We start from the raw sequence: 14,124 nt of genomic DNA on the forward strand, positions 1-14,124 counted from the left end.
GCGTGATCAATGAGAAGTGCCTGCGTGAGCCCTTGGTGTTGCACTCTGATAACGGAGCGCCAATGAAATCGGTGACGCTGTTAAGCAAAATGTATGAGCTGGGCATCACGCCTTCTCGCGGTCGTCCCCGCGTGAGCAATGACAACCCGTACTCGGAATCACTGTTTAGGACACTGAAGTACTGCCCGCAATGGCCCTTGGAAGGCTTCGCCAGCTTGGACGCTGCACGGACTTGGGTGAGGGATTTTATGCGGTGGTACAACAGCGAACACCGGCACAGCCGGATCCGCTTCGTCACCCCATCAGAGCGCCATGGAGGGAAAGATCATCAGATCCTGGCACTGCGCCATGAGCTGTATGAGCGGGAGCGCCGGAAAAGACCTGAACGGTGGTCAGGGCAAACACGTAACTGGGAACCGGTAGGAACGGTGTTGCTGAATCCGGATCGGGAACAGCAGACCGAACAAAAAGCGGCATAGCAGAACGGTTGACGCGACAACTACCTTGAAAAACGCCGGGGGCAAGAGCCCTTTGGTTACTTTGGGGCTCTTTTCCAAAGTGACCCGCTGTCAGAGCGGAACCCTAAGTGGCCGTTACCGCAGGAATGGATATGTACCCGGTATAGCTGTGTCGCCTGTCAGGCCGCCTTCGCGAGCAAGCCCGCTCCCACAGTTTGATTGCGGGGTGTCAGGTAGATTGGCATCGGCTGGCAGGCCGTCATCGCAGGCAAGCCAGCTCCCACATTTGGATCGCGGTGCGTCAGCTAGATCAGCGTCGGCTGTCAGCCCGTCACGGGAGCAAGCTCCCTCGCCACAGATTTAGCCTCGTGCCGAAGTTGTGTAGATACCTATGCCCCGATGGCGGTTGTTCAGTCACAGATGCGCTCACTGACACTAAATCATCGGGAGCAAGTCCCCTCACACATTAAACCGCGTCAGGCCTTCAAGGTCCGCGTCATGCGCAACGCCAGCACACTCCCGGCGACAATCACTGCCGCCAGCAGGTACAGCGCCACGTCCGTGGACCCGGTGGCGTCTTTCACAAACCCCACGATATACGGGCTGAGAAAGCCCGCCATCTGCCCCATGGAGTTGATCAACGCCAGGCCACCCGCCGCGGCACCTGCGCTGAGCATGGCGGTAGGCACCGGCCAGAACATCGGCAGGCCGGTAAGGGCGCCCATGGTAGCGATGGTCAGGCCGAGGATGGCGATGGCCGGTGTGGTGGAGAAGTTCACCGCGATCAGCAGGCCGATGGCACCCATCAGCATCGGCACCACCAGGTGCCAGCGACGTTCCTTGCGCAAGTCGGCAGAGCGGCCCACCAGCAACATGAACACCGCCGCCAGCAGATACGGGATCGCACTGAGCCAGCCAATCACCAGGTTATCGCTGAAACCCAGGTTCTTGATGATCGACGGCAGCCAGAAGTTAATCGCATACACGCCGCTCTGGATGCAGAAGTAGATCAGGCCAAATGCCCAGATCGCCGGGTTCTTGAACACTTCGGCCAGGGAGTCGCTGGTGGTTTTCGGCTTGTTCGCCAGGTCCGTGGCTTGGTCGGCCTCCAGCACTGCACGTTCATGGGGCGTGAGCCACTTGGCGTTGGCGAAGCTGTCACTGAGCAGGAAGTAGGCGAGGGCGCCGAGGATCACGGTCGGGATGCCCTGCAGCAGAAACATCCACTGCCAGCCCGCCAGGCCACCTTGGCCGGCGGCAAAGTGGTTGAGAATCCAGCCGGAGAAGGGGCTGCCGAGCAAGCCGGACACCGGGATAGCCGACATGAACAGTGCCATTATCCGTCCGCGGCGGAAGGTCGGGAACCACTGCGAGAGGTACAGCACCACACCGGGGAAGAAACCGGCTTCAGCGGCACCGGTAAACAGGCGCAACGTGTAGAAATGCGTCGGCGTGGTCACAAACAGCAGGCAGGTGGACAGGGTGCCCCACACGATCATCATCAACGCGATCCAGCGCCGTGGCCCGAACCGGGTGAGCGCCAGGTTGCTGGGTACGCCACACAGCACGTAACCGATGAAGAAAATCCCGGCACCCAGGCCGTATACGGTTTCACTGAATTTCAACGCATCGAGCATCTGCAACTTGGCAAAGCCAACGTTCACCCGGTCCAGGTAGTTGAACAGGTAGCAGATAAAGATGAAGGGGATCAGGCGCAGGGTGATGCGCTTGTAGATGGCGTTTTTATCGTCATCGCTGGCCAGTGCGGCAGTGGCGCTCTGTGACATGGGAATCTCTCTTTATTATGATTTTTCGCGGTGCGAGGTTAACGTTGACCGCCCCGACAGTCTCGATGACGTGATGGGCGACTGTCTTTGTGCTGGCGCACAGCGAAGCAGGCTTTGCGCTGTGCCAGTGAACAACCTGTTTTTAGGGAATTAACCCCATGTTCGAGCTCGATCACGCCTTGGCGCAGGAGATTGTCGATCGCACCATGGCCATCCTGCCCTATAACGTCAACGTCATGGACAGCCAGGGCCTGATCCTTGGCAGCGGCGAGCCGGAGCGCATCAATACCCGCCACGAAGGCGCGCAACTGGTCCTGGCCAACGGGCGGGTGGTGGAGATCGATGGTCAGACCGCCAAGCATCTCAAGGGCGTGCAGCCGGGCATCAACCTGCCGTTGCTGCATGATCAACGCCTGATCGGCGTACTGGGTATCACCGGTGAACCGGACGGGCTGCGCACCTATGCCGAACTGGTGCGCATGACCGCTGAAATGCTGGTCAGCCATCGCCATCAGCAAGCCGAGCAGCAATGGCGGCGCCAGCGCTGCGATGATCTGCTGGCCTTGCTGCTGGCGGACAGTGGCGACTCCCCGCGCCTGGTAGACGAAGCCCGGCAACTGGGTCTCAAGCCGCAGCTGTCGCGCACGCCGTACCTGTTCGAACTGGGCCCGGGCCAAACGGCGGAAGGCTTGAGTACTTGGCTCAGCAGCCGTTACCCGGACAGTTGGTGTGTCAGCCCCGCGCAGTTTTCCCTGCTGTGGTGCCGGCCTGCCGCGGTGCAGGTTGACAACCCCCGCTTGCTGGAAAAACTCGACGGCCTGGGTTGGAACATCCTGCGCGTTGCGGTCGGCGGGCAAGCTGAAGGCTTGGAGGGGCTGCGCCGGTGTTATCGGCGAGTGAGTGACCTGCTCGCTTACGGTCGCGATATCCTCCCGCAATTGCGGCTGTTGACCCTCAACCGCTATCGCCTGCCCGTCATGCTCTGGCGTCATCGCAACGATGACGCCCTGGACGAATTGCTCAACCCATTACGCAAGGTGCTGGCCAAGGACAGCAACGGGCAGTTGCTGGCCACCCTGCGCAGTTGGTGCGAGCACGACGGGCAAAGCCAGGCGTGCGCTGATGCCTTGGGCATCCATCGCAACAGCCTGCGTTACCGCATGGAGCGCATTGCCGAACTCAGCGGTGTTGACCCGTTGACCCTTGACGGCATGCTGGCCCTGTACCTGGGCGTGCAGTTGTTGCCCCAGACTTTGTAGAAATGACCAACAAACCCCAGCCACACTTGTGCATCGGACCGGCGTCATTACCCCAGCCAACTGGCAGCATGGGCGTTATAAAAACCGGAGAAAACCCATCATGAAGATCATCATTGCCCCCGACTCGTTCAAGGACAGCCTGAGTGCCGCAGGGGTTGCCCACGCGATTGCCGAGGGGTTGGCCCAGGTCTGGCCGGATGCACAGTTGGCCCAATGCCCGATGGCCGATGGGGGTGAAGGAACGGTGGAGGCAGTACTCGCCGCGTGCAATGGCGAACTGCATCGGCAAAGGGTGCAAGGGCCACTGGGCGGCTCCGTTGAGGCGCACTGGGGCTGGTTGGCCGACAGCCATACCGCGATAATCGAAATGGCCGAGGCCAGCGGCTTGCAATTGGTCGCGCCGGGGCAGCGCGACGCGTGTTCCAGTACCACTTATGGCACCGGTGAATTGATCCGCGCCGCCCTGGATGCCGGGGCGCAACGTATCATCCTGGCGATTGGCGGCAGCGCTACCAATGACGGCGGAGCGGGCGCGATGCAAGCCCTGGGCGTGCAACTTCTTGACGCAGCCAGTCAGCCACTGCCCCCAGGTGGCCTGGCGTTGGCGCGTCTGTCGCGTATCAGCCTTGATACGCTCGACCCACGCCTGGCCCAGGTGCGTTTTGAGATTGCCGCCGACGTCAACAATCCCCTATGCGGTCCCCACGGCGCCTCGGCGATTTTCGGCCCGCAAAAAGGTGCGAGCCCCGAGCAAGTGGCCCAACTGGACGCCGCCCTCGGCCACTTCGCCGACCACTGCGCCCAGGTACTGACCAACGATGTACGTGACCAACCGGGCAGCGGCGCCGCTGGTGGCCTGGGCTTCGCCGCCAAGGCCTTTCTCGGTGCACAGTTCCGCCCAGGGGTGGAGGTGGTGGCCGAACTGGTCGGCCTCGATGGCGCCGTACGCGGCGCCGACCTGGTCATCACCGGTGAGGGCCGCTTCGACGCCCAGACCCTGCGCGGCAAGACCCCGTTCGGCGTCGCGCGTATCGCCCAGCAGCATGGCGTACCGGTTATCGTGATCGCCGGCACATTGGGCGAGGGTTACGAGCAGATGTACGCCTATGGCGTGGATGCGGCATTTGCCTTGCCGTCGGGGCCGATGAGCCTGGAGCAGGCCTGCCGTGAGGCTCCGCGTCTGTTGCGTGAGCGAGCTGCGGATATCGCGCGGGTGTGGCGCCTTGCATCAGTAGGGTGAGCCCGCCGCTGGCCTCAATCAGGCGCGATGTCCTGATGCTGGGCCAGGCGTTGCAGGCCCAGGGCTGAATATCGGTGCTGTCAGGTTTGATCGCCATCGTTCAGATGCAGGAGGGTGCAGTTGACGATGTGGGAAAGCTCTGGGCTCGTCAGACGTACAGCTTTGCTTCTACACTGGCCGGCCACTTGTCTTTCATAGGATGAAACGCAATGCACACACCTGAACCCCATATCGTGATCCAGCGCTTTACCGAGGCCCACCTTGAGGGCGTCGCCGCGCTCTACAACGAACCGGCCGTGTGCCGTCAGGTGCTGCAAATGCCTTTCCAGTCAGTTGAAGTCTGGCGCAAACGCCTGGTGATGGATAATGAGCGGCGACTACAGCTGGTAGCATTGCACGGCGGTGAGGTCATTGGTCAGCTGGGGCTGGAGCAGTACCTGCGCGTACGCCAGAGTCATGTGGGTTCGTTTGGCATGGGCGTGGCGACTGCCTGGCAGGGCAAGGGCGTAGGCTCGCGGCTGCTGACTGCCGCGCTGGATGTGGCCGACAACTGGATGAACCTGCACCGCGTGGAACTGACGGTCTACGCCGACAACGAGGCGGCGCATAACCTTTATCGCAAGTTCGGCTTCGAAGTGGAGGGGACGTTGCGCGATTACGCCCTGCGTGACGGTGTGTTTGTAGACACCCTGAGCATGGCGCGCCTGCGCAGGTCGGCTTAATCCGCCAGGGCAAACGCCACCGCAGCCTGCGCATGCAGTGCGGTGGTGTCGAGCAATGGCAGGTCGCTGTGTTCGGGCTGGAGCAGCAGGCAGATTTCAGTGCAGCCCAGGATGATCGCCTGGGCACCGCGAGCGGCGAGGCTTTTGATTACGCGCTGGTAGACCCGGCGAGAGGCGTCACTGATGACCCCTACGCACAACTCTTCATAGATGATCCGGTGTACATCTCGGCGTTCATCCGCGTCCGGTACCAGAACGGTCAGGCCTTGAGCGGCGAGGCGGGACTTAAGGAAGTCCTGCTCCATCGTAAATGCGGTGCCGAGCAAGCCTACTGTCAAGGTTCCGGCCTCCACGGCCGCGACCGCCGTGGCGTCGGCAATATGCAGGAATGGAATCGACACCGCCGCTTCAATACGCGGCGCCACCAAGTGCATGGTGTTGGTGCATAGCACCACGCACTCGGCGCCCCCGGCCTGCAAACGGCGCGCGGCGTCTTCCAGGATCAGCGCGGTATCGTCCCAGCGCCCGGCATGCTGGGCCTGCTCCACCGGGCCGAAGTCCACGCTGTACATCAACATCTGCGCCGACCGCAGCGGGCCGAGTTGGTCGCGCACCCGCTGGTTGATGATGCGGTAATACTCGGCGCTGGACTCCCAGCTCATGCCGCCGATAAGGCCGATGGTGCGCATGCGATGCTCCGGATAAGGGGATGTGATGTCACCTTACCCATCGAAGGCTGATTAGTCATACGCAGTTGCCAGCCAATTCACCGGAGCAGTTCGAACTACGTTGATGACCAACCACTGGCCAGGTGCTGAGCGGACTCGTCCATACCTGTGAGAAATGACAGTATATTTTGACCCGATGCGTGTATCTAATCGGCACCAACGGTCAATCAGTACTGAGCGTGCACATTGAATACATTCCTTTTGCCCTACCCGAAGGGTTGCCATTGGCAGGTAACGGTCAGATAACCCCCACATCTGGAGATGTTGATTTTCGATAAGGTCAGATCTTATTGAAAGTTGATTCACGAGGAGCTCTTCATGGTACCGCCAGACCCCGTAGGTGATCCCGACAACAGCCCCAGCGGTCACCTACCATCGACAACACTCATTATTCCCCAGATCCGGCTTCCTTTTGCCGGTCCGGCGCCGCGTCCCGACAGTGAGCGATTGCGCACACATGCTCTCGCTTGGGCGCAGCGATACCACTTGATCGGCCGTCGCGGTGCGCATCGGTTGAACACCACCCCACTGCTCGAGCTGGGAATGGCGTTGTGCGGTAGGGCACCCACGCACCGAGCCGAAATTCTGGTGTGCTGGTACCTGTGGGCACTTATCCTTGATGACCGCATTGATGATGGGCCATGGGCGGAAAACGGTGCGCTGGAGCGTTTCATCTGCGCCGTGCAGGCTGCGACCGAGAGCGAGGGTACCGTTCCGCCAGGTGAAACCAGTCAATTTGAGGACCCGATGCTGGCTGTTCTGGTCGATGATCTGTGGCCCCAGATCAAATACTGGGGAGGCGATGGTTGGCGGCATAGGTGCGTGGGACATTTGATCCAACATCTACGCGCGCAAGCGGCGCAGGTGCGGTTGCGCGAAACCGACTCGGCGTTCACGCTGGTCGAGTATCTGCCCTTGCGTCGGGATTCGTTTGGTGCATTGTTCTTCTTCGATCTCATCGATGCGGCCGAAACGCTCGACCCGTACGAGCACGAAGCTGACATTGACGGGTGGAACACGCTGCGTGAACACGCCGCCAATATCATTGCCTGGACCAACGATATCCATTCGCTTGCCAAGGATGTGGCGTGTGGTGAGCGTTACAACCTGGTATCGATACTTGCGGACACCGCCGGTGCGGATTGGCCGACTGCGATTGAGTCCGCCCATCAAATGGTGAACACGGCGGTTGCGGACTTCACTGCGATCGCCGCCCAGCAGGTAAATCACCGCGCGGGCGCCGCCACTGACCCGAACCGACTACGGCAGGTTGTGCGGGCAGCGGGCGACTGGCACCGGAGCGTTTCTCGCTATCACCTGAACGCCGCCGATACTACGCCACGGAATAACCGACAGGTGGACCTGAAACTTACCCCACCGACTCTTAAGTCCCGCCAATTCGAAATCGATCCGTACCCCTTGTATGAGCTGTTGCGTACCACTCTACCGATCGCCTACGACGAGCCCACCGATGTATGGCTGGTCAGTCGGCATGTGGATGTCAAAGCCGCATTGACCCACCCGGGGGCGAGCAACAATAACTACACCTGGCAGATTGGACCGCTGCTGGGACACACGATTGTCACTATGGATGGGTGTGAACACGCTCAGCATCGAGCATTGCTCAGCCCTTCGTTTCGCAGCAAGGCCCTTGCGGCGCTTGAAGCATCCATCATCTCGGTAACCTCAGACCTGCTGATGCGCATGCAAGGCCGATCTCAGGTGGACCTCATCGCCGATTTCACCGCAGCGCTGCCAGTGCGAGTGATGGCTCATGCGCTGGGTCTCCCGGCCGAAACCCCTGAGGCAGTGGAACAGCTCAAGCGTTGGTGTGCCATCGGCTTTGCCTATATGGGCAATTATCGACAGGATCCGGCACTGTTGAACGGCGGGTTATCCAACCGCGACAGTTTCTACGACTTCATCCAGCCACACATCAACGCTCGCCGTGCTGAACCCACAGACGATTTGATCTCACAGCTCCTGGCGGCACGGATTGACGATCAACCCTTGTCCGAAGCATTCGTGCGGTCCTACTGCGCGATCCTCATGACTGCCGGTAGCGAGACCAGTCACGGTGCGCTGGCGAATCTCATTGTCAACTTGTTGGACGAGCCGGGCGTCAAGGAGGCGGTGATGGCTGATCCAGATTTGATGGATAGCGCGCTCGCCGAAACCCTGCGACGCAACCCGCCTTTGCAACTTGTGCTCCGGGAGGCCCGTGAAGCGCTGCAACTGCCGTCAGGAACGATTCCTGCGGGCGCGACCCTGGCCTGTCTTATCGGTTCGGCCAACCGTGACCCGGACCAATTCAGCGACCCGGACGCCTTCAATATGTCACGCATCGAACAGGCGACCAGCCATTTCGCCTTCGGCGCGGGGCGCCACTTCTGCCTGGGATCCATGCTGGCACGGATGGAGATCACGATCGGCGCACGCATGCTGCTACATGCCTTTCCAAACCTGCGTTGGGCGCCAGGGTTCAAACCCACCGAGCGCGGATTCCTCAATCGTTGCCCTGAACAACTGGAGGTCGTCCTGTGACCACTATTGAGTCCATTGAAGAGCGCGGCTACACCAACAGCTATCTTGCGGATCAGCACGCAGATCAGCTAGCACGGCTGCGTACCCTGGAGCGGGTCTTTGACCCGCTGAGCCAAGCAGCGTTCGATTGGCTGGATCTTCCGCGCAAACCTGCCATCCTCGATCTCGGCGCCGGTGCCGGATCGCTCGCCGGTTGGCTGAGCAAGCAGTATCCCGGCGCAACCGTCACTGCCACCGATATCGACACCCGATTCCTGCTCGATATTCCCGGCATTCAGGTGGTTACCCATAACGCCAGGACCGATGATTTTCCTGCAGCCTCCTTTGATGTGGTGCACGCTCGTGCGCTTCTGTGCCACCTCAGCGAACGCGAACACATATTGGCGCGGGCCGTCAGATGGGTCCGCCCGGGCGGCTGGTTGGTGATAGAGGATGTGAGCCTGCAACCGAGCTTGAATACTGCGAATCCGTTGTTCCGCAAAGTCGCCCAAGCCGGAATCACGCTTCTGGAGCAGTCGATCGGTTCCGACATGCTCTGGGCCGAAACGCTACCCGGCCGATTAAGTGCTCAGGGACTTTCCAACGTGGGTCATCGCACCTTCGAAGGCCGCATCGGCGACAACAGCCCGGCCGATACGTTCTGGGCTGCAACCACCGCCCAGGCGGGGCCGGCACTGCTGAAACTCGGGCTGGTCACCCAGGACGACCTTGATGCCATGATCAACCTGCGTGCTGATCCCGCGTTCAGCGACGCAGCCCTGACATTCGTCAGCGCCTGGGGGCAAGTTCTCTAACGTTAAGCAAAAGGCATGGCGCCTTCCGCACACTGACAAACCTGCGCGAGCGCACGCGTGCATTGCACCGAAGGAAATACACAATGACCAATGATGTAGTGTTAGTTGACGCACAGGATGTACAGATCGGAGTGTGTGCCAAACGCGATGCACACCTGGGCACGGGACAGCTTCATCGCGCATTTTCAGTGCATTTGGTCGACAGTCGCGGGCGTCATCTGCTTCAGCGTCGTGCTGCGGGTAAAATGCTCTGGTCGGGTTTCTGGTCGAATGCTTGCTGCAGTCATCCGGCACCTGACGAGACGATCCTGACTGCCGCCTCTCGGCGTCTGCGCGAAGAGTTGGGCGTCTCGGCTTCATGTCACGCTCTATATAGTTTTGAGTACCATGCCTGCTTTGGTTCGATTGGTGCGGAGCACGAACTGTGTCATGTGTTGGTGGCTCGATCTGACGCTGCAGTTTCGCCGGCGATTGACGAAGTCAGCGAGATCAAGTGGCAGACTCGAGCCGAAATCTCAGCACAGCTTTTAGATTCCCATGCGCAGTTCACTCCATGGTTTCGAATGCAGTGGGGGCGCCTTCTATCGGAGCATCCTTCGTTCGATACACCGTCACGACACGTATGAACCTGTTATTTATGACAGTAGACGATAAGCGTTTTTCCCCTGTTAATAGTGGGACAAGCCCACTTTTTGGTGGCTTGATCCATTGACATGATGAGGATTGCAAAATGCCCAATTCATACGACTTTCTTAGCTTTGACGGCCTGCCCGCTGCCGACATTACCGAGACCGACGATAAGCTCAAAATAACCGCGCCAGCGATTCCTGACGTTGAAAAAGGGCAAGAAGTAGTGTTCTTCCTGCGTACGCCTGAGGGGCATGGCATCGCGATTTACCTGACCCTGGAAGAAGAACGTTTGCAGCAACCCATGGAACTGGAGCTTGATAAGCAGCAACTTCCCAAGTCGAAGGTATTGCATATCGACTACGGCGCCTATGTTAACAAACGTGCGGTTCACCGTTCCGCCGTGGCGTATTACCCGGCCCCCGCCCCGGCAGCCCGGGTCTAGCTGCCGTCAACCACGCTGAGTACCCTTGCATTCACTTGAGGGCGGGCCGCCTGGATTGAAATTGATCCAACTGTGCACGGCGACCCACGCCCTGGGCAGGCCAAGCGTTTAGTCATACGCCAGGCAGCTGCATCTGCCATGATCACGCTTGGCAACCTACCAACCCCAAGGAAATCCGCAATGGACGACGTACAGCAACTGGGCGAGATGCTTCGTCATTACGCCGATAGCGAAGCGCATAAAAAACAGCAGTTCGACCTGCAGTCGGCGCGCTGGACGCAAAAGCTTGGCGAGTTGTTCCAGCAGATCGAACAGTGGCTGGAGCCAGTGAAGACCGTAGGCTTACTGGAAGTCCAGCGTGAGGCCTACACCGCCAGCGGCCCGAGCGTGCCGGTGGAGAGTTCGCCCTTCAAGAGCGAGAAACTCACCGTACACATCACCGGCAAAAGTGTTGAGTTCGTGCCGGACGTCATGGGTGCCGGCGGTTTGATTTCGGTAGCGGTAATGGGGCTCACCGCCGCTCGCCATGGCAGCGTGTCGTTGGTACTGCCGGCCGATAAGAACGATTGGCTGTGGAAGAAAACCAACGGCCTCAAAGACCCCGACACCTTCGGTTTCGACGCCAACTTCCTGGCCTCGCAGTTGCAGAGCCTGATCCCACGCGAGCGAGCCTGACCTGCACGCTTTAATCGCAGGTAAATAACTCATGACTGGCGACGCGTTAAATTAGGTGTATTTGCCAAGCATTGGCTATACCTACAACTCATTCATCACGATGATGGTCGCCAGGGAGTTCCACGATGAAGCTAGGGCTAATGATCAGCACGCTGTGCGTCGCCTCACTCGGCATGGCCGGTTGCGCGAGCAAGGTGCCGCAACCGGACGAGTATTCAGGGTTCCTTTCCAACTACAGCCAGCTCAAGGAGGCCAAGTCACCGTCGGGGGCGGAGGTGATGCGCTGGGTTGATCCGCAACTGGACCTGAGCCGGTATACCTCGGTGTATATCGAACCCACCCAGTTCTACCCCAAGCCCCAGGCCACCACGAAGATTCCAGACAGCACCCTGCGCGGTATCAACGATTACTTCAACCAGGCCCTCAAGCGCGAGCTGGCCAAGTCGCTGCCATTGGCCAACGCTCCCGGCCCCGGGGTGATGGTGGTGCGTGCGGCGATCACCGCCGTCAGCAGCAAGACCGAAGGCCTCAAACCCTATGAGTTCGTACCCGTGGCCCTGGTTGCGGCGGCGGTGAGTACCGGCACCGGGATTCGTGACCAGGAAACCACCTTGGGCACCGAGGCGCAGTTCCTCGATGGCGCCAGCAATAAAGTGGTGGCCCAGGTGGTGCGCAAAGGCACCGGCAAGCCATTGGCCAATGACTCGCAGGTGATGAAGGCCGACGATGTGAAAAGCGTGATTGATGGCTGGGCCTCGGACCTGCATCAATCCTACCTGCGCCTGAAAAAGCGCTGACCCAGCCGGCCCGTGGTGTTACTTCAGCGGTGTCAGCGGGGGCAGCTTCCACTGGCCGTTACCCACCTCGGGCTTAGGCAGGTAGATGCGCAAGATCGCGTAGAACGGGCCGGGCGGGGCCGGCAACCAATTGCTCTGTTCCGCCTTCGGTGGCTCGTGGTGTTGCAACGCCAGGGTCAGGCCACCGTCGGCGTCGCGCTTGAGGGCCGGTAGCATCCGCGAGTTGATCAGGTAGCGCGTCTTGTGGTTAGGCACCAGCAGTTTGGTCTTGCCGTCATACATCGTCAGCGACCAGAACGCGTCGGTCGGCGGCAACTGATCTTTGGCGAAGTGCACGGTATAGCTGTGGCGCGCACCATTGGCTGGCTTGCCTTCGTTGTCGAGGAGGTAGGTCAGGTAAGCGGCTTCATCGCTGGAGTTGCCGAACATGCCCATTTCGGCGCCGGCGTAGCGGTACAGGTAGTTGTTTTGCAGGCGGTCGCGACTGCCGTACAAGTCACCGCGGCGCACCTGGTGGATGTCGACCTTGTCCTTCTTGAACGCGGCAAATTCGGCGCGGCCATCGGCAATACCTTCCTCCAGGGCCCTGCGTTGCTCGGCGGTCAACTGGTTGACCTTGAAAGGCGCGCCCGGGGCGACACCGATCTTGGCGAAGCGTGCCAGCAAGTCCTTTTCGCTGTCCTGGGGCGCAGCGAAAGCCAGCATGAAGTTCAGGTAGCGAAACAATTGCGGGCCGTCAGTCATGGTCGCCGTTGGCTTGGGCCATTCGATCTTCGGCATTTTGGGCGGGGCAGGCTGCTTCACATAGCGGCTCAGTGGCTGGACTTTGTAGCCGCTCTGGATCTGTTTGACCTTGCCCAAGTCCTTGTCATCAAACAGCTGCGTGCGGTACAGGGCGTAGGCGATATTGCTTTCGCTGTAGACCACGCGGTCGATGTCCACCGGTTGCTGACCTTTCCAGTCAGGCCCGGCAACCATGTAGTGGCCACCGTTGTTACCGGTGCTGCGGGTGCCCAGGTAGGCGAAGTTCTGGGTATAGAGGTCGACCAACTGCACCGAGTAGTAGCGGTCGTCTTCGATTTTGGGCAGGGTCAGTACCAGAGGCTCTTTGCGCAGGTCCATCCACACGAACGAACAGGGGGTGTCGGCGTTCGGGCTCGCGAACGCCGCGTCCTTGGGGGTGAACACCTGGGCGCAGTTGCCAATATGGTTGAACGGTGCCTTGAAGTTGGCACCGCCTTTATCAACGGCCTGGGTGTAGAGCGTCTTGTACATCTGCACCACCGGGAAGCCGTACAGGTACGCTTCCTTGGCGATGGCACGGGCTTCACTGGGGCTGGCGGTGAAGTCGGCCCAGGCGCCGGTACTGATGACTATCGAGAGGCTCGCCAACAGCAGGCGCGTCGGTTTTCCAATCATGTTGTAGCGTCCTTCCAGAGTGCTTTTAAGGGGGCGTGGGGGCAAGGCGCTGAGTTTCCAGTTTTATTGGCCGCACGTCACGTTAATCCCTGCGACGCTTTTCAGCCTCGTCGGGCGCTTACTCACAGAAGGTGGGGGTTGTAAGGGAGGAATCAGGCCCCGGGCAGCATGGATTTGACCTTGTCACGCAATTGATCAATCGAAAACGGCTTGGCGATGACCTGCATCCCGGCCGGCACGTCGATGTTTTCGGCATAGCCGCTGGCAAACAGAATGGGCAGGGCGGGGCGCAATTCACGGGCTTTGTTTGCCAGTTTCTTGCCATCCATGTCCGGAAGGCCGACATCGGTCATCATCAGGTCAATCACCTGCTCGGTGTTTTGCACCGCTATGAGCGCCTCGGCAGCGTCAGCCGCCTCAACCACCTTGAACTCCAATTCTTCCAGCACATCGACGATCAGCATGCGCACGATGGCGTCGTCTTCGACTACGAGGATGGTGGAGGCAGGTGCGGGCATGGTGGGTATTCCTGAAAAGTGAGAGCGTAGGGCTTAAAGGCAACTTGATTGTGAGTGACGGCAATGCCAGCAAGTTCCGAAGCAATTGATGGCATTGTGACCGCTGGGCGA

At 60.0% G+C, this 14,124-nt stretch carries 14 protein-coding genes; 10 read left to right on the forward strand and 4 right to left on the reverse strand.

The window, feature by feature from the left end:
- Positions 1-479, forward strand: a 479-nt coding sequence (locus TU73_RS02745) for an integrase core domain-containing protein (RefSeq protein WP_156421191.1), incomplete at its 5' end; no start/stop codon positions are given.
- Between the two features lie 455 nt (positions 480-934).
- Here the strand turns inward: TU73_RS02745 and TU73_RS02750 are convergent.
- On the reverse strand, positions 935-2,245 hold the full coding sequence (locus TU73_RS02750; RefSeq protein ID WP_057010869.1) for an MFS transporter: 1,311 nt from the start codon (positions 2,243-2,245) through the stop codon (positions 935-937).
- 158 nt (positions 2,246-2,403) lie between these two features.
- On the opposite strand from TU73_RS02750, the gene TU73_RS02755 reads away from it, so the two are divergent.
- The 3 genes from TU73_RS02755 to TU73_RS02765 all read left to right on the forward strand — a co-directional run bounded on the left by TU73_RS02755 (position 2,404) and on the right by TU73_RS02765 (position 5,466).
- Positions 2,404-3,504 carry a sugar diacid recognition domain-containing protein gene (locus tag TU73_RS02755; RefSeq protein WP_057010870.1) on the forward strand — a complete coding sequence of 367 codons (1,101 nt, stop codon included), beginning with the start codon at positions 2,404-2,406 and terminating at the stop codon, positions 3,502-3,504.
- A 100-nt stretch (positions 3,505-3,604) separates the two neighbouring features.
- The gene (locus TU73_RS02760; RefSeq protein ID WP_057010871.1) at positions 3,605-4,744 is read left to right on the forward strand and encodes a glycerate kinase; all 1,140 of its coding nucleotides are present in this window, start codon (positions 3,605-3,607) and stop codon (positions 4,742-4,744) included.
- Positions 4,745-4,953: 209 nt separating this feature from the next.
- Positions 4,954-5,466, forward strand: a complete 513-nt coding sequence (locus TU73_RS02765) for a GNAT family N-acetyltransferase (protein WP_057010872.1) — start codon at positions 4,954-4,956, stop codon at positions 5,464-5,466.
- Here the strand turns inward: TU73_RS02765 and TU73_RS02770 are convergent.
- Positions 5,463-6,155: an aspartate/glutamate racemase family protein gene (locus TU73_RS02770; RefSeq protein ID WP_057010873.1), complete on the reverse strand. Its 693-nt coding sequence runs from the start codon at positions 6,153-6,155 to the stop codon at positions 5,463-5,465. The two genes, TU73_RS02765 and TU73_RS02770, sit on opposite strands and share 4 nt — an antisense overlap.
- 552 nt (positions 6,156-6,707) lie before the next feature.
- Here TU73_RS02770 and TU73_RS02775 point away from each other — a divergent pair.
- The 6 genes from TU73_RS02775 (at position 6,708) to TU73_RS02795 (ending at position 12,076) form a co-directional block, all read left to right on the forward strand.
- Complete coding sequence (locus TU73_RS02775; protein ID WP_231984796.1) at positions 6,708-8,738, forward strand: cytochrome P450; 2,031 nt, start codon at positions 6,708-6,710, stop codon at positions 8,736-8,738.
- Complete coding sequence (locus tag TU73_RS02780) at positions 8,735-9,532, forward strand: class I SAM-dependent methyltransferase (protein ID WP_057010875.1); 798 nt, start codon at positions 8,735-8,737, stop codon at positions 9,530-9,532. The genes TU73_RS02775 and TU73_RS02780 overlap by 4 nt, the downstream gene beginning before the upstream one ends.
- A gap of 83 nt (positions 9,533-9,615) precedes the next feature.
- Positions 9,616-10,158, forward strand: coding sequence for an isopentenyl-diphosphate Delta-isomerase (idi, locus tag TU73_RS27970; RefSeq protein ID WP_082642535.1), 543 nt, complete (start codon positions 9,616-9,618; stop codon positions 10,156-10,158).
- 104 nt (positions 10,159-10,262) lie between these two features.
- Positions 10,263-10,604: a hypothetical protein gene (locus TU73_RS02785; protein ID WP_057010876.1), complete on the forward strand. Its 342-nt coding sequence runs from the start codon at positions 10,263-10,265 to the stop codon at positions 10,602-10,604.
- Positions 10,605-10,784: 180 nt separating this feature from the next.
- Positions 10,785-11,279 (forward strand): hypothetical protein, encoded by a 495-nt coding sequence (locus TU73_RS02790; RefSeq protein ID WP_057010877.1) that lies wholly within the window; start codon positions 10,785-10,787, stop codon positions 11,277-11,279.
- A 125-nt stretch (positions 11,280-11,404) separates the two neighbouring features.
- Positions 11,405-12,076 carry a DUF3313 domain-containing protein gene (locus TU73_RS02795; protein WP_057010878.1) on the forward strand — a complete coding sequence of 224 codons (672 nt, stop codon included), beginning with the start codon at positions 11,405-11,407 and terminating at the stop codon, positions 12,074-12,076.
- Positions 12,077-12,094: 18 nt separating this feature from the next.
- Here the strand turns inward: TU73_RS02795 and TU73_RS02800 are convergent, their stop codons facing one another.
- The gene (locus tag TU73_RS02800) at positions 12,095-13,495 is read right to left on the reverse strand and encodes a DUF1254 domain-containing protein (protein WP_057010879.1); all 1,401 of its coding nucleotides are present in this window, start codon (positions 13,493-13,495) and stop codon (positions 12,095-12,097) included.
- A gap of 152 nt (positions 13,496-13,647) precedes the next feature.
- A complete protein-coding gene (locus TU73_RS02805; RefSeq protein ID WP_057010880.1) occupies positions 13,648-14,013 on the reverse strand; it encodes a response regulator in 366 nt (121 codons plus the stop codon).
- Between the last annotated feature and the right edge of the window lie 111 nt (positions 14,014-14,124).

Origin of the sequence: Pseudomonas libanensis, assembly GCF_001439685.1 — a bacterium.
Taxonomy (GTDB): domain Bacteria; phylum Pseudomonadota; class Gammaproteobacteria; order Pseudomonadales; family Pseudomonadaceae; genus Aquipseudomonas; species Aquipseudomonas libanensis.